Consider the following 24,324-nt stretch of genomic DNA (forward strand, 5'->3'; position numbering starts at 1 on the left):
ATGTGAGAACTACTTCGTTTCATGCGGATATGAGCCGGAATGATCGAAAAACGCTCTAGGATTTCTGCGGCGGTCGGATAGTTTGGCTTTATCTTGTCCACCCCATGCGGGGGAGCGGAATGTGGGGTGGCCCTGGGCGGGGCGGCGAAGGCCGTGGCGCTTGCAAGAAGAGCGGACGCGGTAATTGCAACGGTGAGTTTCAGCATTGGTTCTCTCGGGATCACGGAAAATGCCGCGAGATTTTTTTCAAAATCGAGGCGTGGATCTGCTCGGGAGGGAGAGTACCGTTTATGAGCGAATATGTTGATGGGTTTCTCGCACAAATATCGCGATATTTTTGGCGAAGCTTTTCATGAAATTCGAGTTTCTCGGATTCGAAGCGGTCTGGCGCTGAGCCGCGAGCTTTTTGACGTTGGATGCTGAGAGCTACGGGGATATCGAGCACGATTACCTCGTCCGGCTGTGTGTCCCCTACGATCACGTCCTGGAGCGTGTTGAGCCATTCGATGTCTATTCCGGCGCCGGCGCCTTGGTAGGCAAGCGTGGAGGCGGTGAAGCGGTCGCAGATAACGGTTGTGCCGTGTTGCAGCGCGGGCCGGATCAGTTCGCTCAGGTGGTGTGTTCTCGCGGCATTAAAAAGCATCACCTCGGCAATGGGCCCGAGGGGCTTGATTTGCCCAGCGAGCAGGGCGTTGCGGATTTTCTCCGCGCTCGGAACACCACCCGGTTCTCGCGTTGCAAGCCATGGGATCTGCCGACGGGAGAAATGCTCGCCCAGAAGGCGAATTTGTGTGCCTTTTCCGGAGGCGTCGATGCCTTCGATAACGATGAACGGTGCTTTCACGGGTATTTTCGCTATTCGTATTGTTTGAAAAGGGCTGGATATCGCGGGAGATCTGAATTCTGTTGGACGTCTTGCTGGCGATGGGAGTTTTATCGTTGCGCCTTTGCTGTTCGGCGGTGGGCAGCGTTTAGTCGGCTGACCTGTGGTTATGAGCCGGTTTGGAGTACTGCTCGCACGTCGGCGGCGATGGTCGCGGGCGAGGGGCGGTTTTTCGACTGGTATCTCAGGACGCGATATCCGCAGGACTGAAGGATTCGGTCTCGACGGCGGTCCGCGTGAGCGTCATGTGTGCGGTCGTCCAGTTCAATTATCAGAAGCGGGTTTGCTCCGTTGGCGATGACCCAGTCGACGCGCCTGTTTGATATAAGGCGAAACGAGTTGGGGAACTTTCCGTTTTTTGCAATTCTCTTTGGTTCGAGGAGCGCGAATATCGGGACTTGCGGCCAGATGTTGAGCCCGGGGAGGGCGGAAGTGAGCCGCTCGAAAAATTCGGTCTCGTTCTGGGTCATGATTTCCCGGCGCTGGAAGGCGGGGCGTCCGGTGATCCAGATAGCTGCGGCGATGGTGAGAAGGGCAAATGCCCCTAACGCTGCGAGTTGCAATGGAGAAGGATGCGAGATGAAGGATTCCATGGCCTCAGTCGCTGCTGGTCCGATGGCGGTCCGCATCAGATTGGTCATTTAATGATGGCCTACTTGTATGCCACATTGTGGCGGCGCGACTAAGCCCAAGTACACCCTGGCGCTGGGTCATGGCGTTTGGCGAGCCGATTTATAGGCTACAATGACCGATTCTCCGTCACCTCAATGTCTTGGAGCAGCTCGATGAATTGCTCCTGGCTATGTTGTCTACCGGCAAGGAGCATCAATGCGATGCGGCAGCGAGCCCGGATGTCGGCATCGATCACGTCGATTGCCGAGACAACGACGTCGATCGGAAGTTCGCGATTGGGTTGACCGACATTCTTTAGTGCGTCGGTGTCGATCGACGCGCTGCAGCGGTAAGGGGTGGTAGCGGCGTCAGGGGCGTGGATTGAGATCATTTCCAGGGAGTAAGAGGCCGCAAGGCGATCAATTGCGTCAAGATAGTCGCTGTCGCTGGTGAAGATGTCATATGGCACGCAGGCGGCGGCGAACTGCCTGGTCGCTTCCTCAATGATGGTGTCGATGTGCTCGGTGAGGAGAACGGGCGCTGTCGTTGGTGAATCGATTTGAACCGTGGTTTCGACAGCGTCGCCATTCCGATGTCGGGCGTTTACCCGGATGGTGGTGGGCGTCCTCATGGCGCCTCCTGGCTTTGATTGTGCAGAGGGGTTGCTGAAGCGCGCCGCGTTGTGCGGCGCTGCGATCTTGGTGGTTGTCGAGATGTGGGCCTCGTGTGTGTTGGAAGGCCTGTTCGCCTACCAGTCATAGGTAGGGAGTTCGTGGACCACTGAACCGTCGCAGTCGAGGTAAACGTAGGCATGCCCCTGTTCGTGGACAAAAGCGAACACGGCTTTGAGGTCGTTGGGGAAATCGCTGTCAGCCCAGGAGTCGGGTTCGGGGACGTAGAGGAAAAATCCATACGGTGTGGCGCCAACGTTCAACGCCGGGTGCTCGTCGCCGGTCACTTCACATGCGGCCGCGATCCTCCCCTGGGTGCGAAGCCATTGAGCCGTTTCTTCAGACACGTGTGTTGTGGACAGCACCAGGAGAGTTTCGACGATAGTCGGGGCTTTCACTGGTGCGGTCGGCCTGTTGAGCGTGGTGGGCTTCAACGCTTTGTGGAGTGCGTCCTTCGCATCGACCGGGTGGTTAGAGTAGGTGTCCTGCAGAAAGAGCGCAGAATCGTAGCCGGGCTGTTGGATAAGCGGCTCAACGACGTTCTTTCCTTCGGCGTTTTGGCTTAGGACGTATTGGCGTTCTGGTGATGCGGCGGGATTCAGTACGGGTCGTGTCATGTTTTGGCCCTTTTCTAAGACGGAGGGGTGATCGCGCGTCCGTGGTCCGTCTTGCGTTGTCGTGGGTCGAGAGCGGCTAATTTGTTTTTGGGATTTCCGACGGCGGATGATTTACTCAGAAATAGAGAAAAAAATGGGCCGGTGTTCGCCGGCCCATGTAGGCAATTCGGTTCCGTCAGTTTCTTTCCGGGGGGCGATCGCTGTCGTATCGGTCGGGCGGCCCGTTTTGGGGATCAGTGATCGTTTCTGCGAATCGATTGCGGGGGCGGGCGGTGTATATCACGCGAGACTTCCCGCTCCAGTTCTCGTTCTTCAGCAGGGCTATAGCGAGTTCACGTTCGGGCAAATTGGCCGTCTCGTGCATTTCCACGTCCATTGCCCTGCCGGTTAGCTCAGCGAGGAAACGGGCTCTCGCGCATGCCTCGTCTTTCCGCTCGGCGTAGTGAGGGCGTTGTGCCAGGTCGTCGGGGATCAGATAGATGATGGTCATATGGCGTCCTGTCGCTGGTGTTATGCAGCATGGCGGACGAGCGCGGAAATAATGTGCGGACGCATCGCTTGTGCGAGAAATTCGACAAGCGGCGCGACAACTGAGTTGCCAAATTGTCGATAGGCCTGGGTATCCGAAACCGGGATGTTCCAGCGCCTTCCTTGCCGGTCGAACCCCATAAGACGGGCGCATTCAAGAGGCGTGAGGCGCCGCGGTCGTGTGCCGTCCTGGCGGATGAGGATCTCGGATCCGTCTTTGTAGTAGCGGGCAGAGAGGGTCCGCGCGACGTCTTCCGGGCCGACGAGGCCGTATCCGAAGCCGTTTCCATTTGCGTTGTGTTTGGCCTTGTAGGCCTGGAGATAGTCCCAGAGCTTGGGGGTCAGCGTGTAGCGAGGATCGACCGCATGGTTGGGGAGAAGGATATCGCCCAGAATAGGTCTTGTGGCGGGAAGTTCGAGTGAATCGAGGTCGAACGGTGTTTGATCCCTGAACCCGGTGATAAATATGCGTTCGCGCTTCTGGGGGACCCAGTGGTGGGAACTGATTACGCGACTTTGGACGTGGTATCCGAGTTCATTTTGAAGCACGTTTAGGATCGTGGCAAAGGTGCGGCCTTTGTCGTGGGTCTTCAGGTTTTTGACGTTCTCCAGCAGGAATGCGGCCGGTCGATGATGAGCTATAATTTTGGCGGTGTCGAAAAAGAGGGTGCCCTGGGTGTCGCAGAGGAACCCGTGGGGGCGTCCGAGCGCGTTCTTTTTCGAGACGCCCGCGATTGAAAACGGCTGACAGGGAAACCCTGCGAGCAGCACATCGTGTTGTGGGATAGTTTCTGGTGCGGCAGAAAACGGTCGGAGATCGCCGGCCAGGTCGTGGTTGTCTCGAAAATTTGCACGATAGGTTCGCTGGGAAAAATGGTTCCATTCGGATGTGAATGCGCAATGTCCACCGGCGTTCTGAAAACCGAGCCTTAGTCCGCCGATGCCGGCAAAAAGGTCGATAAAACGAAATTCGGCCATGCTTTTCTCGATTAATTTTAAATTTGGATTTCTGTAATTATAGCCGGCGCAATCTGCTCGTCCAAGTGCGGGATAGCGGTTGCGTAAATTTGAGTGGGGTGTGGGCGACTGACAGCGTTGGCGCGCGGCGTGTATTGGAAAATTGCGCCAGGTGTTTCGAAGTCGTTGTTCCTATGATCTGCGCGGATGCGGGGCATTTACAGATCGGGACGCTGCGATCTCTCCCAACAGCTTTCGCTTATCAGCCGCGCGAACGCGCGGCATTCACTGAATATAGCGCCCCTCGGTCCGTTCCTCAGTTGCTTATCAGCCGCGCGCATGCGCGGCATTCACATGACGGAAATGGAGTTTGCGTTTCTGAGTACATCTCATCAGCCGCGCGCATGCGCGGCATTCACGGTTTTGGGGCGTGGGTGTCAGCCTCCGCTTTGTGAGCTTATCAGCCGCGCGCATGCGCGGCATTCACCGAAAATGGCCGGTGTGCGCGACCCGACCTGCTGCTCTTATCAGCCGCGCGCATGCGCGGCATTCACGCAATTGGCGCGCTGGCGTTGGCCTCGCGTGCGTCTTATCAGCCGCGCGCATGCGCGGCATTCACCTTCACGATTTGATCTGTATCGCGATTAAGAGCCTTATCAGCCGCGCGCATGCGCGGCATTCACTTTGGGTCGCTGATTAGCTTGACGTCCGGTGTCGCTTATCAGCCGCGCGCATGCGCGGCATTCACCCGGTGCATCACGCAACCTCCATATGGGTTCGAGACTTATCAGCCGCGCGCATGCGCGGCATTCACACCTGTTGGTCAAGCTCTTATGGATGTGGGAAAATTCCTCAGGTTTGCGCGAACCGGTCTGGGCAGGGTGCTTCTATAAGATTTCTATAAGATGTTCGGTGCCGAGATGTCCAGATAGCGATGATTTCATTGGGGTATCGATGTGCGACCGTTTGTGGTTTTTTTGGCTCGCTTCGGGTTCGCGCACTGCGGCTGTGGACTTTGACGGGGAGCCGGTTGGCGCCGGCATGGGAAAATTGTTTTTTGATTGGCGTTCGATGGTCGGTTCGGCAGCCACCTCTTGTCGTGCATATGCTCGAGGTTTACGGCGGTAAATGTCTGCCGTCGGGCGACATCCGCAACTTGCCAGCCGCGCGGGCGCGCGGCGTTCACGCGGTCGCCCCAGGAGTGTCCGGTTCTCCGGGATTTTTGTCGGCCGTGCGCATGCGCGGCATCAGGGGCGTGTTGGCTCGTTCTGACGGAAGCGGATAACGTGATGCGGGTACTTGTTTAGAGGATCTAACGGGCCGGCAAGATACCGGCCCATATGTTCGCTTGCGAGTTTTAGAAGTTGACGGTGACGTTGGCCTTGATGGCGTGGTCCTGGACCTTTTGGCCCAGTTGGCCCTGATAGGAGACACCAATCGCGAGATTGGGCGCAATCTTCATGTCGAGGCCGGCCTCAAGGATGACGCTGCTGCGCGCGATTGGCGCGCCCGCGACGGAGAACGGTGTGTTGCTGCTCTGGAACAGCATGACGCTGCGCGGGTCGACGTCGCCAAAGGCGTGACGGTAACCAACGCCTGCGCGGGCAATGAGTTCGTTGCCGTTGTCGAGCTTGTAGGTGTGCGAGAACCGGGCGCCGACGGTTGTGAAGAACGTGTTCATGTCGGCTGACTTGCCAGTGAGCCCGGCGTAGCCGCCCCGTTCGGTGAACCGGTCGGTGTGGACGTTTACCCAGGCGAGCCCGAGGTATGGCTCGATGGTCGTGGCGCCGCTCGTGATGGTGTAGCTCATTTCACCGAAGACTTGGGCGACAGCAGCGTTGTATGAAGCCGACGTGGCGTCAGTGAATCCAGGGAAAGTGATTGACCTGTTCAGATCAATGTCGTTCCACGTGTAGGAAGCGCCAAGGCGGAGGCCGAGGTTTCCGAAGTTGGCGCCGCCATAAAGGGCGACATGGTAGCTGTCGACAGTTGCGGCCGACTGGCGACTTTTCACATCGATGCTCGAACGTGAGTAGCCAGCGGCAGCGCCGATGCGCCAGGTATCAAATACCGGGGTGTCAACGCCGATGAAGAAACCAGCTGTCGAGCGGGAAGCAGAGCTGATGGAATAGCCCTGACCCTTGCTGTTGCCCCAGCCGCCGAAGCCTTGACCCCAGAAGGTCAGTCCCTGGATGGTGCGAGTGTTGTTGGAGAGGCCGGCTGTAGCGCTTCCGGCCGCCTGCCTGAGGCGGGTGTTGACGGCCTCGCGGACGTGGCGGCTTTCTTCAACCAGAGCACCAGTGACGCTTGCGTGTGCCTCACCGCTGAGTGCGTTGAAGGCGTTGCGTACGTCATTCACGTCGGTCAGGGTTGCGACCTTCATGAAGAGCGGGCTTAGCCCCATCTGCTGGTCGATCGCCGAGCCGGTTGCCGCCTGGTTGGGGGTCTGTGCGACGTCTTCCATCTTGACGTCGGTGCGCTTGATCGTGAGGTAGACGTTGTTGGGATCATACGACAGCTGAGGGTCTAGGAAGATGTAACTCGTGGTGTCAACCCACGATGCGCCGTCGAAGCGTGTTCCGGCGAAGCCGCCGCCAGCGGTGACGATGGTGTAGGGGGTGTCGACCCGGTAATCATTGACGGCCGGATATGTTGAGACCGCTACTTGGCCTGCCAGATACGCGACGCCTGCGACGTTGATTCGGTCGGACTCGCCAGCAGCATTGATTTCGACGTTGTAGGTGGCGGTGGGAGCTAGGTTGAGGTTGCCGGCGACGTTGACAACGCCAATCGAATTGCCGGGCGTAATGGTGCCGCGGGCATTCAGGGCGCCGGCAATGTCCCAGTTGCCCCCCATGACGGAAGTTTCATCAACGTTCAGATTCCCGCCAACGACGATCGGCGTGGCGATGCTGCCGCCGGATGAGACGGTGCCGTTAGCCAGGTTGATCGAGCCACCGACGGTGCCGCCGGCGGAATCGAAGCGGAGCTTGGTGCGATTGGTCTCGATATCCCCGAGGATTTCGGTGCCCTGGGACAGAGTGATGTCAGAGCCAGGAGCCGCCGAACGCAGGTTACGCACGCCGTAAGCCTGGCCTTTCCAGATAGCCGTTTCTCCAATGTCGACGTCGGTGTAGCCGGTGGTCCGGGCACCGTCATCGATAATGTCGCCGTGGGATACGGAACCGTTCTGGAGGTTCATGTTCACGACGCCGGTGGCGCCGCCGGCAGCGTTCGAGCGATCAACGTAGAGAAGGATGTTGTCAGCCGAGGTCAGCACCGATCCGGCGCCGACGGTGATGTGTGCGGTTTTGTTGGGGCTGGTGAAGCCAGCTGCGATTGTTGCGGTCTGGCCCGCCACCCGGGTGTTGTTGAGAACGACGGTTGCGTTGTCCGTCATGCGGACAGCGGCGTCCTGGGCAGAAGTAATCGAGGCATGGTTTGCAACAAGGGCCGCGCCTTCGATGTAGGCGCCTGCAGCGCTTGCGCCGGTGGCGGTGATTGAGCCGCCATTAAGATTGAGCTGGCCTGCGGTGGTGATGAACGCGCCGTGGGCATTTTCACCGGAAGTGTGGATTGGGACGCTGGCATTGATGACGGCGGTTTCCGACGCCATGACGCCGAACGAAGAATTTCCCGTGGTCGTGACGGATCCGGCATTGAGGGCAACGGTTGTTGTGCCTGCGGCGCTGACGCCTGACGAGATCATGCCGTTGGTCTGAATGTCGGCGTTGCTGACGACACGGCTGTCGATAGCGACCAGCCCAGAGGCAAATGAGCCGTTGGTCGTTACGCTGCCGGTTACGTCGATGAGGCTTTTGTGTGCGTAGATGCCGGCGGCTGAGGCGCCGGTGGTCTCGATGTCGGTGTCGATGCCGATGGTGGCGTTATTCGCATTGACACCATGGGCGTTTACGCCGGAGGTGCGGATGCTGCCCGAGGCGAAGCCGACGCGAGCGCCGTCGGTAGCTTCGATACCATGGGCGCTGGTGCCGGATGTGGTGACGCTGACGGACCTCGCGTCGATGACGCCGCCTTCAACAGCATCCTGATAGGGAAGGCGTTCGTTGCTTGCGCGGAGGCCGGCCGCGGAGCTTCCGGTCGTGCTCACATCGGAGGTGTCGATGATGATGGAGCTGTTGCTACGGGCATGGACGCCATGGGCAAGTAGCCCGCTCGTATGGGCGGCGACGTTTGCGGCGGCGACGGAACCACCGTCAGTTGCGGTAATGGCGCTGGCGTTCTGACCTGAAGTTGTGAGAATTCCACCGGTCAGCGCGATATGTGCCGCAGTGTCGCTGTTGTAGGCGAGGGCTTCCTGGTTGGCGCTGTTCAGCCCAGCCTGGACTGCGTGGGCGCCATCCATTGCCGTCGTCACGTTGGTGTTGCTGAAGACTGTTGCGCCAGCGTGGGCAAGCAAGCCGATCGAGTCCATTGCCTCCGTGAAAATGGCGCCGCCGGCAACATGAACGGTGGCGCCGTCGGTAGCCTCTACGCCATGGGAGCCGTAGCCACGGGTCGTGACGGTGGTGTTGGTGAGGTCAACTACGCCGCCAGTCGCAGTTGGGTCGATCGACTTGCGGTCGTTGTTTGCGAGGACGCCAGCGGACTGCGCTTCACCGGTGGTGATGGAGCTGTTCGCCACGTTGATGGTGCTGTTGCTTTCTGCGTGAGCGCCTGGGCTCTGGAGACCAGCGGTATTAACGGTGGAGCTATCCAGGTTGATGCGACCGGCGTCGACTGCGTGCAGGCCTACGGCGTACTGGCCGTCGGTCGAGATCGTGCCAGAGCGTACGGTGATGGCGCCGGCGGTTGAGCCGTCATAGATGGAGGTGGCGCTGCCGGTGCCCCGAGAGCCCGCTTGGACCGCATGGCCCCGGTCGCCGGTGGTGTTGACCGCGATACCATTCGCGAAGATCGAGCCGCCAGTATGGGCCAGGAGGCCATAGCTGCGTTGCGAGGTGGAAGCGAGGCTATTGGTTGCGATCTGGCCGTTGGACAGCGTGAGATCGGCGCCTGGATTGAAAACGTTGACGGCGTGGGTGCCTGGGCCGGTCGAAATGGCGAAGCCGTCATAGAGGCCGCCATTGATCCCATTCAGGGAGATTGGCGGGATTAGCTGGGGCGGGCTCTGCGCGAAGGCGCCGGACGAGGCCAGAGCGATAATTGCGGTAGAAAGAAGGAGTGTCGCTCCGTGTTTCGAGAGCGTCTGCTGGTGGCTGCGGACGGGCGCCCCGATCTGCATGGTCATCGAAAAAACATCCTGAAGAGAGCAAAAAATGAAGGTTGCGAACGACATTACTGGGCTTTCGTTTTGATAGAAACTCGACGTTTCCTGCCCGGAGAAGGGGTGGTTAATAGGGGGAATTTTTTCGAATAACTCGTGGGGGTTTTTCAAACATCCAGCGTATGCTGGCGCTTGTCGGGTTGGGTTAACGGTTTGACTTATAAGGGGAATGTGGCATGGCGGCTGGTCTCTTCATTTGAAATTAAATTCAAGTGCGACATAATCGCTATGACGATTTTTAGTGGCCTTTTGCTGGGGGTATCTGGATGCCTGGCTGTGGACAATTTGGGTTATCCGGAGGTTGGCGCGGAACCTGGCTGGCCTCTTGGTTCAATTGCGACAGAAGTTAGGCTGCTGCAGCGACTCGGGTGGCCGGTTTGGTTTTGGGGGACGCAGGGAGGTTCCGAAACGCTGCGGGTGGCAAATGGCGGAGATGCGGCTAGCGGTGGATAGGTATTTTCCGGAGCATTGACAGGCGCAGGTCGAAAAAACCGTTTTCGAGCCGAGGTGCGAAGGCATTTATCCAGGTCTGGGTCTCCTGCCGCTGGAGTGCTGCACGTATGGCGTCCAGGGAAAACCCGTCCTTGCAGGTGGCCACGTGGATGTTGTGGTCGAGCGGCAACACCCCGGCGGGGAGGTTGATGCAGCGTACACGTCTGGCAATTCGGGGAATTATGATGGCGTCCCGTGACAGGTCGAGATTGATGGGCTCAGGTGGGGTCCACCAATGCTTGGATCGGCCGCGTGCGGGCATCTTATGCAAGCCCGCGCGGATATAGTCAGCGACGGCTCCCTCAGGCTCGCTGTGGCGAGTGGTCCTGATAGCATGCCAGGACGGGGGGCGGAGTTCGTCAACTTCGGGTTCGATGTTGCTGCTGTCCACGCAGGGAAGGAGATCGGCGTGGGGCAGGGTGTGGGCGTATTTTGAGGGGATGGTGAATATGCCCGCAGGCCCAAGCCAGGGAGCGAGCCTGAGCGTTGCAACATCTTCCAGGCGAGGTCCTTCCCACGTGTCCAGGGTGCCGTCTGGGGACATGGGGCGTTCGGTCAGATGTATGTGGCCAGGTTGGCGGGGTGAAAGGACAACGGCAACAGGATGGATTCTGGGCGCCGTGCCTTTCTTGCGGTTTTTGGGCCGGTAGAAGGCCGTTGTGGGATCGAGACGTTCGAGGTGTTTGATTCCGGCCCGGGTGCCGAGGTGCTCGCGGAGATGGCTGGCGGTTGAGTTCATAAGCCAGCGATCAGATGTAATCATGGCAATGGCTCCCAAAGGTGCGGGCATCATGGAAACGCAGCGGTCCAGGAAAGCATGCAGGAGATCGGCGCGGACCCGCTGATCGAGAACCGCCGAGTAAGTTTCCTTGAAATAGTGAGGAAGGTTGCGGAAGGCCGCGAAGGGTGGGTTTCCTGCGATAAACCGAAACTGGCCGGTTGGTTTCTCAAGCAGAAAGTCTGCCTCAGTGAGAATTTTCCGGGCTGTATGGCTTGCCAGATGGGGATCCCAGCCGGCGTCCGTGAGGTATTCGGTGATCCGTGTGCGGCCGGCTGCGACGGCGTGGGGATGGATTTCCCAGCCAAGTACACGTTGGGCGCTGTTGATGTCGTTGGGCGCCAGGTTGAGTCGGTGAAGGGCGCGCACCACGAACATGGCGTCGCCTGCGGATGGGTCGAGGAGGCGGCCGTCAGCGTCGGGCCATCCAATGTGATCAAGCAGGTCGTCTACCACCGGGGCGACGGTGTAGAGCGCGGTCATGGCATGGAGCGCGTCCACGGCTGCGCTTCGTTCGGAGGTGCCGAACAGGTCCGTATCGGTCATGGCGTTCTCGATGTCGTCCGGGGGGCGTTGGGTGGCGGGCGACGCCCTGGAAGGCGATCATCTTGCCGGGTATTCCGCCGCTGCGTCTTCAGGTGCGGCATGGTGGGAGGGGGTCAGACCGAGAGGTTTGTGAGCCGAACCATGTAGGGCGGTGAGGGAGAGGATGCGGCGCCTAGCGTCGTGCGACATTCAGCAATGATGCGATCCCAGATGTCGGCGGGCATATCAGAGTCGCTTCCTTCGCCATTTAGGGACGGATCAACAAGGACGACCACATCTGACCACTCGCTGACAGGTCCGGCCCGGTGCCAGGAGAACTTCGGGGCGCCGTTGTTGAGCCATTTTTGGAAAGCGGGGTCGGCGAAGACGTCGGGAGCGTTCACGACGATACCACGACAGATTTCTGTGCTCATGTGAGGTGGTCCTTGCGATGTGGGCGGCGAAATTCGCGGACTTAGGCGTTAATCGGCAAATGCGGCACGAGCGTTTGCGGCGGGAACGTAAAATGGCGGCTACAGGCCGCCACTTTGTTGGTCAAATGACTTCGGATGGGTGCGGGGCTAACTGCAGCCAGATGTCGTCATGCATGAATCGCATGTAAAACAGGTACCTGTTCTCCGCAGGGTGAAGTTGTGGCAATTTGTACATTCATCACCGGTGTACCCGCGAAGTATTGCTTCGGAGCGCTTCGTCTCCCCTGTGGCAGCACTTGCATTTGCGGCAGCAGCTTCAGGTGACTTTTCGGGAACGATGGCAGGTTGGTTTGCCAACTCGTTGCGGGCTACTTCAACGATTATCTCACGGGCGTCGGGCATCTGCCCGCGCTCGAAGCCGCCTTTTGCGATCTGCTGCTGTGCAAGAGGGGTATCTTCAAACGCAGTGCCGTCGTTCTTGCCCATACCGACGGACGTTGCGTCCTTCGGTTCCGGCAGGACATGGGCGAGGTCATCTCGGCCAAGGTAGGAGATCGCGAGCTCGCGGAAGACGTAGTCGAGGATGGAGGTTGCGTTCTTCAGGCGTTCGTTGCCCTGGATAAATCCCGACGGATCGAAGCGCGTGAAGGTGAAGGCTTCCACAAATTCTTCAAGGGGCACGCCGTACTGCAGCCCAAGGGAAATCGCGATGGCAAAGTTGTTCATCATTGCGCGGAAGGCGGCGCCCTCCTTGTGCATGTCGATGAAGATTTCGCCAAGGCGCCCGTCGCTGTATTCGCCGGTGCGGACGTACACCTTGTGGCCGCCGACGGTGGCCTTCTGGGTGTATCCCCGCCGCCGCTCCGGTAGTTTCTCCCGCGATCGAACCTGCTTTTCGAAAATTCGTTCGACGACGCGTGAGGTGAGCTCGAGAACGCGATTGGTATCGCTGCCGTTGAGCAATTGGTCGACGCTCTCGTCCAGATCGTTCTCGGCAATGAGAGCGGCCTGCAGGGGCTGGGAAAGCTTCGAGCCGTCGCGGTAGAGCGCGTTGGCCTTCAGCCCCAGTTGCCAGGAGAGCATGTAGGCGTTTTTGCAATCTTCGATGGTTGCCGAAGAAGGCATGTTGACCGTTTTCGAAATTGCACCCGACAGGAAGGGCTGGGCGGCTGCCATCATATGGATATGGCTGTCTGCAGAGAGGTAGCGGGTGCCGGTTCGTCCGCAAGGATTGGCGCAGTCGAAAACCCCGTAGTGCTCGCGTAGCAGGTGCGGGGCGCCTTCGAGTGTCATTGCGCCGCAAATGTGGATGTTTGCAGCATCGATTTCGGACTTGGAAAAGCCCATGAAGCCGAGGAGATCGAACTTGGGGTCGTCGAGATCCTCGGCTGGGACTTTCAGTACGTTGACCAGCACATCGTTGCTGACTGACCACTTGTTGATCAGGTGGCGGATGTCAAACGTCGAAGGTGCCTTGGCCTCCAGATCGTCCAGGATGTCGGGGTCGAGACCTTGGCGAGCCAGTGAAGCGAGGTTGATGGCGGGGGAATCCTTGAGAGAGCCATGGCCGGTCGCGAACTTCTCGATCTGCGTGATCTGGGCGTCGGTGTATCCGAGCTTTCGCAGAGCGGCTGGTACTGCCCGATTGATGATTTTGAAATAGCCACCGCCGGCGAGCTTCTTGAACTTCACAAGGGCAAAGTCAGGCTCGATTCCAGTCGTGTCGCAGTCCATCACCAGGCCAATGGTGCCAGTTGGGGCTATAACAGTCGTCTGGGCGTTTCTGTATCCGTGCTGCTCGCCGGCCGTCAGGGCGCGTTGCCAACTGGCCCGTGCACGAGCGACAAGGTTCTGATCCGGGCACCCCGCTGAATCCAGCGGGACTGGGCGACGTGAGAGGCCTTCGTAACCGTCGGTGTGGCCGTCGGCCGCCCGGCGATGGTTGCGGATCACGCGAAGCATGTGTTCGCGATTGCGTTTGAACTCAGGGAACGGGCCGAGGGCTTGGGCCAGTTCTGCGGAGGTTTCGTAGCAGATGCCCGTCATGAGAGCGGTGAGAGCGCCGGCGAACGCCCGGCCTTCCCGGGAATCGTAGCTGTGGCCCATGCTCATTAGCAGGCCACCAAGGTTGGCGTAGCCGAGGCCCAGAGTGCGGTAGTCGAATGAAAGCTGGGCGATTTCCCTGGATGGAAACTGGGCCATGGTGACGGAAATTTCCAGCACGATGGTCCACAGGCGGGCGGCGTACTCGTAGGCGTCGGCATCGAAGGTGGAGCTCTGCAGGTCGTAGAATTTGAGCAGATTGGCAGACGCGAGATTGCAGGCGGTGTCGTCGATGAACATGTACTCCGAGCAGGGGTTTGACGCCCGGATCGGACCGCCCTCGGGGCAGGTATGCCAGTCGTTCATCGTGGTGTTGAAATGTAGGCCAGGGTCGGCGCATTGCCAGGCCGCTTCGCCAATCCTGTCCCAGAGCGCCCTGGCCTTGATCGTCTTCATGACGCGGCCGGTGGTGCGCGCCGTGAGGTTCCAGTCAGCATCGTCTTCCACGGCGCGCAGAAACTGGTCGGTGAGAGATACGGAATTGTTGGAGTTTTGGCCTGCGACGGTGAGATAGGCCTCAGAGTCCCAGTCGACGTCGTATTCGGGGAACGAGATGTCGGTGTGACCCTGCTGGGCGAGCTCGATCGCACGTTTGATGAAGGCTTCAGGAATGAAACCGGTCTTTGCTTCACGAACTGCGCGACGGAGCTCCGGGTTTGCAGACGGAGTGAAGGACCAGCTCCCATCTTCGAGCTGCATGGCCTTGATGATGGCGGCCAGGTGTCTCTTGGCTGCCTTTGAGCCGGCGACCAGGGCAGCAACCTTTTTCTCTTCTTCAACCTTCCACGTGATGTAGGCCTCGATATCGGGGTGGTCGACGTCAAGGACAATCATTTTTGCGGCGCGGCGGGTTGTGCCGCCGGATTTGATGGCGCCGGCGGCGCGATCACCGATTTTCAGGAAAGACATGAGGCCTGAGGATTTCCCCCCGCCAGAAAGAGGCTCCCCTTCGCCACGAAGCGCCGAGACGTTCGTGCCCGTTCCGGAGCCGTACTTAAAAAGGCGGGCTTCACGGACCCAGAGGTCCATAATCCCGCCTTCACCGACGAGGTCGTCTTTCACGCCCTGGATGAAACAGGCGTGGGGCTGTGGGTGTTCATAGGCCGATCGGGAAGGGGTGAGTTTGCCAGTGAGGTGGTCAACGTAGAAGTGGCCTTGCCCGGGCCCGTCGATGCCGTAGGCCCAGTGGAGACCGGTGTTAAACCACTGAGGTGAGTTCGGCGCCACCATTTGGGTCGCCAGCATGTATCGAAGTTCGTCGTAGAAAGCGCGGGCATCGTCCTCGCCATCGAAGTATCCGGCCTTGAACCCCCAATAGGTCCAGCAGCCGGCAAGGCGGTCGAAGACCTGTTTTGCACTTGTTTCGGCGCCAAACCGGATGTCTTCGGGAATGCCGGCAAGAGCGGCGGTGTCCGGCACACGGCGGGCGAGCCATTGCGGGATGTTTTTCTCGCTGGCGGGCTTCAGTTTTGCTGCCACGCCGGCTTTTCGAAAATATTTCTGGGCGAGGATGTCGCTTGCGACCTGACTCCAGGATTTCGGAACCTCCAGATCGGCGAGATAGAAGACGCGGGATCCGTCGGGATTGCGAATTTCGCTCGAAACGGTGTGGAACTCGATGGATGCATAGCAGCTATCAAGGTCGGCGTCGGCGCGTTCAGGCGCCGTCGTAAAGCGACGTGCAATTTTCACTTGTTTCTCCAGATTTATCCGCCCGGGGCGGAGCTGGGACATATTTTCGGATTGATTAAAAACGCTGAACGCCGCCATTTTATCGAAAACGGCTTGTCCGGTCTATGTGGCCGAATATTTATTGATTTATTTTATTGGGCTTTGAATCGGCACCTTGGTGGAATCTGGACCGCAGATTTGAATTTTGCGAGCAGCGGCTACGCTGCTCGCTGTTTTGAGTTGAGCGCCGCGGCGCGCCGCCCGGAGACTGTATTGGGATTTGGAACGGCGATGATCGCGAAGGATGGGTCCGACTGCCCATCGCGCATGAGCTTGACGGCCATAACCTCTTTGGGTCGGATTGACCGCAGTTCGTCCTCCGAAATCCTGAGCATAGTGGTTGTGCGTTTCCAGAAACTGGAATGAACGCCGAGGAGGAACGTGGCGCCGACGTTGGTGAGGAACGACTCCGGAAATTCCGTAGGCTGTTGTGAGGCGCACCACAATCCGAGCCCGAACTTCCGGGCCTCTTTTGCGATCACCGCGATGATGTCGTCGGATTTTGCAGGATTGAAATATTTATGCGCTTCATCGAGAAAAACGACGTGTCGAAGTTCGGAGCCAGTAGGGGTTGGCCCCAGTTTCTTGAGATCTTCGAAAATTGCGCGGAGCCGCAGCTTCGTGAAGAGGATCTGTTGCTCCGTGGATAGTGCCTTGATCTGATGAACGCGTACTTTCGCGTTTCCGAAAGGTGGGGGGTTCGCCCTGAACGTACCGGCAGCGCCCAAAAGATCAAGGCGGTTCACGACAGCGGTGAGAACGTCCACGCTGTCGTACTTGAGCACATCTTCCGGCTCGCGGCCTGTCTCAATGCCAGTAACGAAGGCCGTGAAGGCCTCAATGGATTTTGTCCGGGCGGCCTCCATGAGGACGTTGATTTTCTCAACCTCCTTGTCGTCGTGGGCCTTGTTATACCGGTTCGTGAGATTTGTTCGCTGTCGGGCCAGGCGGGTGAGGTGGTCGTAGGCCGTAACGGTGGGATTGTCACCGCCGATCGTTAGGGCAGTGATTTTTCGCATTGCGTAGGAGCGCATGTCCTCAAGCGTGGGATAGAAGTTGCGCAGTTCCTTCCATGCGCGGTTGTCGTGGATCGCGGTGCGCTGTCGCTCGGTGATTTCCATGCGGCGCCAGGTTGTGGCGGAGTTGGCGAATATCCCGACAGCAGCATAGGTGTCGCGGATGAGGTTCCGCAGCACGCCTTCCTGTTTGACGCCGAGTTGCGGGCTGACGTCCCTGATGAGTCCAACCAGGAAGTCGATCTGGCGATTTACGCCACCGACATGGGGATCTGTGTCTAGGGTGAGGGGATTGTATCCGTAGCCGGTGGCCTGGGAGTATTTAACGGCTTTGGCACCGTGAATCGAGTCAAGCTCCTCATGGACGTCGAAGACGTCAACTGACAGCCCGGCCCGGGCTGCTGTGTCAAGGAGGCGTTTGGACTGCAGCGATTTCCCGGTGCCAGACATGCCGCACAGCAAGATATGGGAATTGAGCAGTTTGGCCGGTTCATAAAGGGCGATTTGATCCCGTCGCTGGTTGCGGAGGACATACTCGTCGAGCCCCAGATAATGTCTCATTGGTGATGAGCGCCTTGAAATTCTGGATAGAAAAATGATTTTTTTGCCGAGCGAACACGGTTGTCGCCGCAATGCGTGGAGTCTGCCACGAACGGCTCTTGTTTGAAAGGCTTGGAGGTAGCGGAGGCTAGGCGCAGGTCGGGGCGCGACCGTGATGTGCGGGCGCTAAACTGGACATAAAAAAAGCCCCGCGCACAGGCGGGGCTTGGAAGTGTAGATCAGCTGTTTCGGCGGGCTGCCGGTGGCGTCAGAAGCGGTAGTTCAGGCCGACCCGGGCAACCGAGAACTGGTGCTTCTGCGAGGCGCCGAACTGGTAGACGCCAGGATTTTCGGCGTAGAAGACGTATTCGTGCTTGCCCAGGTCGGTGTACAGGTATTCGGCCTTGACGGACCAGTTGCGGTTGAAGGCGTATTCGCCGCCGCCGCCGGCGGTCCAACCGTACAGGGTCTTCGACTTGGAGCCGAAGCGGGAGCCCAGGTCCATGTCGTAGCCGAACGCAGTGAGCGTTTCGGTGGCGCCGCCGGAGGACTTGACGTTGCCAAGAGCTGCGCCGCCCGTGGCGTAGACCATGAAGGACGGCGTGACGAGGTAGCCGAGGCGGGCGCGAAGGCTGCCGTAGCCGTTCATCTTCGAGCGGGAGTGGGCGTCGACGCGATAGGTGGCAATCCCGTTCCACACGGGCTGGTTGAAGGTGAAAGCGCTGTTGCTGTCGGCGTTGGACCAGTTGTAGTCGACCTCGACGCCGGCGACGACGGAATCACCGATCTGGTAGTTGTAGCCGGCGGTGCCGCCGAAGGTGAAATCGGTCTTGCTGGAGTCACGAAGCGCGCTGGCGCTGAAGTTGTAGAAGCTGGAGTCGAGGCTGTAGCCGGAGACGTCGCCGCCGGTGTTGTGGCCCCACAGGCCGCCCAGGTTGGCGCCGAGATAGAAGCCGGTCCAGTTGTTGGGGGCCGCGGCGATCGGCTGGGCGTAGACGGTCGGAGCGGCGCGCGATGGCATCAGGTCTGCTGCTGCAGCGGCGGAGCACGCAGTGGCGAGGGCCACCGCTGCGAAAGACATGGTTTTGAAAAGCTTCATGTGGTTGAGACTCCGTTTTAGAATGCTGTTCACGTTGGAGGCGGGCTCAGGACCGGGGGGCGCCCGACGTGATCTTCTTTTTTGGGATTCGAATTCTTTAATCCGCACTGGATTAAAAAATAACTAAACCCCTTTATCCGCAGGGGAGAGGACGAATTATGTTTGATACGGCAATGGGCGGTTGTCAATTTCTGGGAATTTAATTTCTCGAACAATTAGCGTTAGTGGCTAATTTGTGAGATTTTTGCCACTGTTAGGCCGCGCGCCGTTGGCGAGTGCAGAGGGACTGGGTGCTGTCGATGGCGATCGGTACACTGCGACTGCGTCTGCGGTCTTTCCACGTCCATCGACGACGCGGACGGTTATTGTCCCGCTGGCGCCAGGGAGTGCGGCGCCGCTAATTTCACCGGTGTGTGGATCGCAAACCATTCCTGATGGTGGATTCGAACAGGAGTACCGGAATGGGGCAATGCCGCCGGTTGTTTGGGTGGAGAAGGCGACTTGCGATGCAGGGATCTGTTCGATCTTCAGCTTGAGTTTGTGAACAATCCGGTAGGAAAGTGCCGCTGCCGCCGGCCGCTGGCCGGCCGGGTCCTCTCGGTCGGTGACGGATACGGCGATTGAGCGAAGCTCAGGGCTGCAGGGGGCGATGCAATCCTCATCACGGGGGAGTCCGTTGATCTGGCCCGTTACCTGGTTGAGGCTGAGGCCGTGAGGCAAACGTGGACCCACCGAGAAGCTGAAGGGCGCGGTCCCGTTGGAGACCGAGAGCTGCGTTGGCAGGGCGGGTGATGATCTTTCCCCGAGCCAGAGGTCCGAAGTTGGTGGCGCGATCAGGGTGAGGCCGCGTTGCCTGGAGGGGGTGGGAAGGCCTGCTCCGCCCACAGTTTCGTTTATCCCGATTGAGCAGTTTCCTACAAGTACTCTGGAGAGCGAGCAGGGGTACGCGGCGGTCGCGGTGATGGCGAGACGCCGCGTGACAGGGTTGAGGAGGATCGGTGGCGATATGACAGGTCGGGTGGAGTATCCGTTGGCAGCGAACTGTTGCTCGACGAGCCGTCTTGCCATTGCCTGGACTGTTTCGCCCTTTGGGCCTCCGACGGGGCATTTGGATATGTCGCTTGGAAATGTCGCGGATGTTGGCCCACTTGGAGGGCATTGGATGCCGCGATCGAGGATGTCTGCGGCGGCCGTGTCGATTGCTGCAGATAGTACCGATCGCATGCGGGTGGCGCGGGAGAGATCGATTGCGAACGCGATGAGTCCGATCAGCAGCGGAAGGGCAATCGCGAAGGCAATCGCGACATTTCCGTTTGTGTCCTTGATCAATCTCTCTGAAGTGGACACTGGCGCGACCTAAATATTTTGGGGGAGGCTTTGGCCTCCCCATGGGTGGTGATTGGAGGCGGGATTTTCAGTTGGCGCGCGGTAAGCAGGTCACGGAATAACCAGTGGTGCGGTTCCAACCCTTCTTCGCAGCGCATCCATAGAATGTCCCGGTGCAGCCCTTGATGGGGGTAAGGGGAGTTCCGTCGGTTGTGCATGGGTTGTTGTGGCTGGGGACCCCCATCGATTCATTGGGCTTTTCAACCATCGATTCCGGAAGGTCGCTGGATCCGCCCTGGTACACCCATTTTTGTTGGCAGGACAGGCGTCCGTTTCCATTCACGCAGTTGGTGAATTCGCCCTTGAAGGTGCCAGGGCACTTGATTCCTGAGTTCGACAGGCAGTCGACGTTTCCAAGATAGGCCATTGTCCAGCCCAAGGAGGCCGACCTGGACTGGCTGGCCTGGTCGGTCGCGGTGCAGGTCAGGCTGCCAGTGGCTTCCTCTTGCGACCCGGAAATCCAGATGCCGGCTATGTGGCCATTGTTCATCTGTGCTGCCGGCATTGACGTGTGGCTGTAGCCAGCGGGGAGGCCTGTGCAGCTCACGTTTAGTGTGCCTATGCCGCCGCTGGCCGTGACGGCCATGGTTGTGTTGCTGGTGTTGTCGCCCACGAGGGCGGGACGGTCGAACGTTAGGTTGAGTGGGGGCGGATTGAAGTTGTAGGGCATGCTGGCGCTGGCGGTTCGACCGTCGTTCTGGTCCCGGACGGTGACGGTCAGATTGCCCGCTTGCCAGTACGATGGTGTTCCGGAAACGCGACCTGTGGCTGCGTTGCATGTCATGCCGCTCGGAACGCCGGTGCATGTGTAGGTATAGGCGCCTGTTCCTCCGCTGCGCGTTGCGTTTGCGTAGTGGGTGGAGGGCGTCATGTTTGGTTGGGTCGTCATCACTCCCGAGAGGGATATGCGCAGCGGACGGATTAGCGTGAAATTGACGACTTGCTGAACACGTTGCCGGTTCAATCCGCTTCGGTTTTGGTCGCCCGCGTCCTCGGCGATGATCTGGGAAGCAGGGAGTGCGAGCGGGTCACAGGGATTTGGGAGCCCGCAACCGGTGGCGTCTGAGGGGCTCGGGGCTCCCTGGATGCGCGCCGTAGCGGCGCCAGATGCCTGGTTCGACCCAAGTCCGGCTGGAAGGCCGGACATGGCGAACGTGTAAGGTGGCCATCCGCCGGAAACCGTGTACGTCAGTGGCAGGTTTGTGGATGCGTCACCCACATAGATCCGGACGTTGCCGCCGGGCCCGCCAATCTGCAACGTGTCTGCCTGCGTGGAGAGATTTGCATTGGTCAATGACCGTGAAACAATGTTGCAATCCCGCAGTAGCACCTGAAATACGAGGCAGTTGTAGCCGACGGTCGCCTCGATCGCCATGCGGCCGGAAATCTTGTCGAGGGTCACGGGTCCGGTGAGCGCAGGCGCAGCGGTGAAGCCACGCTGCCGGAAGTTGCTTGTGAGCAAAGACTGGGCCTGGGCTTGCATTGATGCGGCGAAGGCGGGGTCATTCATGCAGCCGGTGTCAGTCCGGATATTGTCTGTCCGGTTTTTGTCGTGACATGTGTGGACCTTGTCGGTGATTGCCTGACTTGTCGCCTCGACGGACTGCTGGAGCGAAGTGCGCATCGCAGATGCGCGTGAATAGTCAATGCCCGCGCCAATTCCGCCGATTACGACAGGCGCGGCGATCGCGAAGATAATTGCGACATTCGCCCGCTTGTCTTTGAATAGGTTGACCAGCCGTCGATAGCCCGTGCCACGGGGTTTGGTGCGTGCGGGATCAGTCATGGGTTAATCCGTTGTTCGGGGAACTGCGCTGTTAGCAGCCATTATCCCATAACGGTATCGCGCGGCCAAGAAATTTCCGCTAAAATGGGTCCGCGCCGAAACCGGATAATTGATGCAAAATCGGCTGTGAATTACGTGTTGCCATGTGTGATAATGGCAAAAGTCAAAGGTATGGAGCGGCGGAAAATGCCATTAAATTGTCGGGCGCTGAAACGGATACTCGGCGATGCGGACGGTGCGACAGCAGTGGAGTTTTCGCTCCTGCTCGTGCCGTTTTTGTTGCTGCTCCTGGGGGGCATCGGGATTGGGCTGTCGTATTGGGCGAATGTGGTTTTCGATTCCAATGTCGATATCATTGCCAAGGCCATGTACGAGGAACAGCCGTTGTGCGCTGACGGAAACGCAAATTTTCCGTACACCCAGGCCTGTTTGCGCGAGAGGATTTGTGATGTGGCGCCGTTGGTGGTGATCTCGCGGGCCGAATGCAAAAACCGTATTTTTGTGGATATCCGTACGATGAAGGGAGACGGCACAGATCCTGCGCTCCCGGCCATGGTGAGCGGTTCTGGCATTGTGTCGGCGGCATTTGGCCAGCAGTTTGGCGTGAAGCCGAACGTAGTCGTTCTCGTTCGTGCCGCGATCTCCGTGCCTGGGTGGGCGTGGATCGTACCCCAGGCCACGCAGGACGGTCGGAATTCCATCCTCACGGCTGCTCAGATGTTCAGGGTTCGCGAGCAGCGCACATACGTGTCGCCACCGACGCCCTGAGAAGGTTTGCGATGAAATTGCCGGCGGGATTTCCTCGCTGGCGCTTTGTTGGATTGGTGCAGGCAGGGTTGCCGGGCCAGCTCGTGGAATGTTGCGGAGGGGAATATGGGATTGCTATCGCGGCTAGGGTCGGCGTGCTGGCGGCTGTTTGAGAGCAAAGGGGGCGCCGTCGCGGTCGAATTCGCGCTAATCGTTCCGTTTGCGATATTTGTATACGTCGGCGGTTCGTATTCCGCGGCTATCTCAACCCTCAATAAAAAGATGCAGAGTGCGTCTTACGCGTTGGTCAACACGGCGCCGTTTCCCCGCACTGTATGCTCGTATCGGCTGTTTATTGAGGATATGTACTCCAGCGGCGCGCAGATGACGCTGGCGGCTCAGTTGCTGGCGCCATTCCCGGTGACAGATGATAATACGACGGTGCGGTTCATCGAGTCAGCGCCAGATGCCGATGGAAAGTTCACCTCCCGGGTGCGCATCCAGTACACACCAGACAGCGGCGCCCTAAAAAGCCTGCTAACGATGTGGTCGGCGCTTGGCGGTCCGTCGGAAGGCGGGACGATTGTGGCTGAGTCAGCGGATGTGACGATCACGCAGGACATTCCAGTTTGTCCTACCACGCCGCTTCGGCTTCAGTTTGACCCCGTAGCATCGGTCACGTACTTCGAGGTCCTCAACAGTTCCGCGTACAACAACACGGTTACGGCGACTGGTGGCGTGAAGTTCAAGGGGAAGTACCGTCCGTACTCGGTGACTAACCTGCCGGGCGGCCTGAATTTCGATACGGAGACGGGGAAGTTCGGCGTTGCGGTGAATGTTCCGTGCAACCAGACGTCCAATCCAAAATGTACGCCGGTCACGCTTCCCGTCACGCGTTTCTCCGTGCAAGACTATCGCGATAAGCTCTATGATAGCGCGCCCGCGACGGCGGAGGTTGATGGCCAGTTTGTGGTCTACTACCCGGTCCTGGGAACGCTCACCGTGTCGTCGGGTGAGATTGTTCAGGGTCAGGTTATGGCTGCTGCATTCCAGCCGCGACCGGACGTTAATGGGGGCTGGCCTGTTGCCGGGGCGCCGTCGGGTTACGTTTACTCTGGGACCGGGCTCCCGACGGGGTTGTCGATCGACGCGCAGACGGGAAATATTTCTGGAACAACGACCGTTTTCCCAGCCACGTACTCGGTGACGTTGCGAGCAACGGACGCCAGGGGTGCGTATCGTGAGTGGACGTACTCGCTGCGGGTGAAAGCGCAGCCTCTCAACGTCTGGGCGAGTCCTCCGAGTGTGGTCGCGACGCTTAACCAGTATTTCGAGGTCCCGATATATGCGACCGGCGGCGCTGGTTCTCTCGCATTGAGCTGTTCTAACCAGCCAGCAGGCGTTAGCTGCGTTGCGACTGGTGCTACGGGCAATGCGTCTGGGGTTGCACAACAGGTGGGTTGGTTGCGTGGCACGCCAACCGCGTTGGCTACCAATCAGAACGTCACGGTTCGACTGACTGATCAGGCTTCCAATACGGCGACAGCGATCGTCGTGCTGACGGTAAGTGTCCCGCCGCTCAACCATTGGTTTGAGGGCTGGATCTACGGATCCTATGCCGGCGATTGGTATGTCGGGTATATCGGGTTTAGCGGCGGATCGGGAAATATGAGCGTAACGGGGTGCTGGGCGCCCCCAGGCATGAATTGCGGCTCCGATGGTTGGCGCCACTGGTTCGCGGGAAATCCCAGCCCTGGTTCAGGAACAGCGACGATCCAATTTCGCGACAACCTGACGGGCGTCATTTACACACAGCAGGCGTGGTTCAGTTTTGGGTCGCGGCCGATTGATGTCTGGTACGAGAGCCATTGGGGCGATCTCTACAGCGGAGGCTGGCTCGCGGTTCAGTTCAGGGCGTCCGGGGGATACGGCGGCTACGGCTACGACTGCTATTCGTCCACGCCAACGGAGAGCAATTATCTCCAGTGTTATGCAGGATTCGGGGCGTGGGACGCGGGCACTCGTACGTCTTGCATCAGCGTCTGGGACGGTTATGGACAATCACGCCAGGCGTATGGCGCGACAATCTGGATGCGACGCGCGCGACAATCAGTGTGAGATTCTACGTCGCG

17 protein-coding genes and 1 CRISPR repeat array are annotated in these 24,324 nt (G+C 59.1%); of the genes, 2 read left to right on the forward strand and 15 right to left on the reverse strand.

What is annotated here, in order from left to right:
- The 15 genes from IE243_RS23200 to IE243_RS19090 all read right to left on the reverse strand — a co-directional run.
- The coding region (locus tag IE243_RS23200; RefSeq protein WP_210319916.1) for a hypothetical protein at positions 1–206 on the reverse strand (206 nt) is incomplete at its 3' end.
- 14 nt (positions 207–220) lie between these two features.
- Positions 221–844, reverse strand: a complete 624-nt coding sequence (gene tmk, locus IE243_RS19025) for a dTMP kinase (RefSeq protein ID WP_191320956.1) — start codon at positions 842–844, stop codon at positions 221–223.
- Between the two features lie 146 nt (positions 845–990).
- Positions 991–1,524 carry a DUF2726 domain-containing protein gene (locus tag IE243_RS19030; protein ID WP_191320957.1) on the reverse strand — a complete coding sequence of 178 codons (534 nt, stop codon included), beginning with the start codon at positions 1,522–1,524 and terminating at the stop codon, positions 991–993.
- 98 nt (positions 1,525–1,622) lie between these two features.
- Positions 1,623–2,126: a hypothetical protein gene (locus tag IE243_RS19035; RefSeq protein ID WP_191320958.1), complete on the reverse strand. Its 504-nt coding sequence runs from the start codon at positions 2,124–2,126 to the stop codon at positions 1,623–1,625.
- 117 nt (positions 2,127–2,243) lie between these two features.
- The gene (locus IE243_RS19040; protein WP_191320959.1) at positions 2,244–2,783 is read right to left on the reverse strand and encodes a DUF5983 family protein; all 540 of its coding nucleotides are present in this window, start codon (positions 2,781–2,783) and stop codon (positions 2,244–2,246) included.
- Positions 2,784–2,958: 175 nt separating this feature from the next.
- Positions 2,959–3,273: a hypothetical protein gene (locus IE243_RS19045; protein ID WP_191320960.1), complete on the reverse strand. Its 315-nt coding sequence runs from the start codon at positions 3,271–3,273 to the stop codon at positions 2,959–2,961.
- A 20-nt stretch (positions 3,274–3,293) separates the two neighbouring features.
- Positions 3,294–4,289 (reverse strand): DNA (cytosine-5-)-methyltransferase, encoded by a 996-nt coding sequence (gene dcm, locus IE243_RS19050; RefSeq protein ID WP_191320961.1) that lies wholly within the window; start codon positions 4,287–4,289, stop codon positions 3,294–3,296.
- A 237-nt stretch (positions 4,290–4,526) separates the two neighbouring features.
- Positions 4,527–5,082: a CRISPR direct-repeat array (repeat unit 31 nt; unit sequence CTTATCAGCCGCGCGCATGCGCGGCATTCAC).
- Positions 5,083–5,625: 543 nt separating this feature from the next.
- The gene (locus tag IE243_RS19055; protein ID WP_191320962.1) at positions 5,626–9,666 is read right to left on the reverse strand and encodes an autotransporter domain-containing protein; all 4,041 of its coding nucleotides are present in this window, start codon (positions 9,664–9,666) and stop codon (positions 5,626–5,628) included.
- A gap of 328 nt (positions 9,667–9,994) precedes the next feature.
- Complete coding sequence (locus IE243_RS19060) at positions 9,995–11,371, reverse strand: Eco57I restriction-modification methylase domain-containing protein (RefSeq protein WP_191320963.1); 1,377 nt, start codon at positions 11,369–11,371, stop codon at positions 9,995–9,997.
- Between the two features lie 113 nt (positions 11,372–11,484).
- Positions 11,485–11,784, reverse strand: a complete 300-nt coding sequence (locus IE243_RS19065; RefSeq protein WP_191320964.1) for a hypothetical protein — start codon at positions 11,782–11,784, stop codon at positions 11,485–11,487.
- 147 nt (positions 11,785–11,931) lie between these two features.
- On the reverse strand, positions 11,932–15,579 hold the full coding sequence (locus tag IE243_RS19070) for a vitamin B12-dependent ribonucleotide reductase (RefSeq protein WP_244643260.1): 3,648 nt from the start codon (positions 15,577–15,579) through the stop codon (positions 11,932–11,934).
- Positions 15,580–15,776: 197 nt separating this feature from the next.
- Positions 15,777–17,195 carry an ATP-binding protein gene (locus IE243_RS19075; RefSeq protein ID WP_191320965.1) on the reverse strand — a complete coding sequence of 473 codons (1,419 nt, stop codon included), beginning with the start codon at positions 17,193–17,195 and terminating at the stop codon, positions 15,777–15,779.
- 247 nt (positions 17,196–17,442) lie between these two features.
- Entirely contained in the window at positions 17,443–18,273 is an 831-nt protein-coding gene (locus IE243_RS19080) for an outer membrane protein (RefSeq protein ID WP_191320966.1), read from the reverse strand.
- 228 nt (positions 18,274–18,501) lie between these two features.
- Complete coding sequence (locus IE243_RS23995) at positions 18,502–19,620, reverse strand: TadE/TadG family type IV pilus assembly protein (protein ID WP_373301723.1); 1,119 nt, start codon at positions 19,618–19,620, stop codon at positions 18,502–18,504.
- 67 nt (positions 19,621–19,687) lie between these two features.
- A complete protein-coding gene (locus tag IE243_RS19090; RefSeq protein ID WP_191320968.1) occupies positions 19,688–21,445 on the reverse strand; it encodes a putative Ig domain-containing protein in 1,758 nt (585 codons plus the stop codon).
- A 153-nt stretch (positions 21,446–21,598) separates the two neighbouring features.
- On the opposite strand from IE243_RS19090, the gene IE243_RS19095 reads away from it, so the two are divergent.
- Positions 21,599–22,213, forward strand: a complete 615-nt coding sequence (locus IE243_RS19095) for a TadE/TadG family type IV pilus assembly protein (protein WP_191320969.1) — start codon at positions 21,599–21,601, stop codon at positions 22,211–22,213.
- 105 nt (positions 22,214–22,318) lie between these two features.
- Positions 22,319–24,310: an Ig domain-containing protein gene (locus IE243_RS19100; RefSeq protein WP_191320970.1), complete on the forward strand. Its 1,992-nt coding sequence runs from the start codon at positions 22,319–22,321 to the stop codon at positions 24,308–24,310.
- Positions 24,311–24,324 lie beyond the last annotated feature (14 nt).

This window comes from Camelimonas fluminis (assembly GCF_014656355.1).
GTDB classification, from domain to species: domain Bacteria; phylum Pseudomonadota; class Alphaproteobacteria; order Rhizobiales; family Beijerinckiaceae; genus Camelimonas; species Camelimonas fluminis.

Coding starts and splice junctions, on each gene's coding strand:
- IE243_RS19095 (WP_191320969.1), top strand. CDS start 21,599: ATGGCAAAAGTCAAAGGTATGGAGCGGCGGAAAATGCCATTAAATTGT.
- IE243_RS19080 (WP_191320966.1), bottom strand. CDS start 18,273: ATGAAGCTTTTCAAAACCATGTCTTTCGCAGCGGTGGCCCTCGCCACT.
- IE243_RS19045 (WP_191320960.1), bottom strand. CDS start 3,273: ATGACCATCATCTATCTGATCCCCGACGACCTGGCACAACGCCCTCAC.
- IE243_RS19030 (WP_191320957.1), bottom strand. CDS start 1,524: ATGACCAATCTGATGCGGACCGCCATCGGACCAGCAGCGACTGAGGCC.
- IE243_RS19040 (WP_191320959.1), bottom strand. CDS start 2,783: ATGACACGACCCGTACTGAATCCCGCCGCATCACCAGAACGCCAATAC.
- IE243_RS19090 (WP_191320968.1), bottom strand. CDS start 21,445: ATGACTGATCCCGCACGCACCAAACCCCGTGGCACGGGCTATCGACGG.
- IE243_RS19065 (WP_191320964.1), bottom strand. CDS start 11,784: ATGAGCACAGAAATCTGTCGTGGTATCGTCGTGAACGCTCCCGACGTC.
- dcm (WP_191320961.1), bottom strand. CDS start 4,289: ATGGCCGAATTTCGTTTTATCGACCTTTTTGCCGGCATCGGCGGACTA.
- IE243_RS19075 (WP_191320965.1), bottom strand. CDS start 17,195: ATGAGACATTATCTGGGGCTCGACGAGTATGTCCTCCGCAACCAGCGA.
- IE243_RS19100 (WP_191320970.1), top strand. CDS start 22,319: ATGGGATTGCTATCGCGGCTAGGGTCGGCGTGCTGGCGGCTGTTTGAG.
- IE243_RS19035 (WP_191320958.1), bottom strand. CDS start 2,126: ATGAGGACGCCCACCACCATCCGGGTAAACGCCCGACATCGGAATGGC.
- IE243_RS19060 (WP_191320963.1), bottom strand. CDS start 11,371: ATGACCGATACGGACCTGTTCGGCACCTCCGAACGAAGCGCAGCCGTG.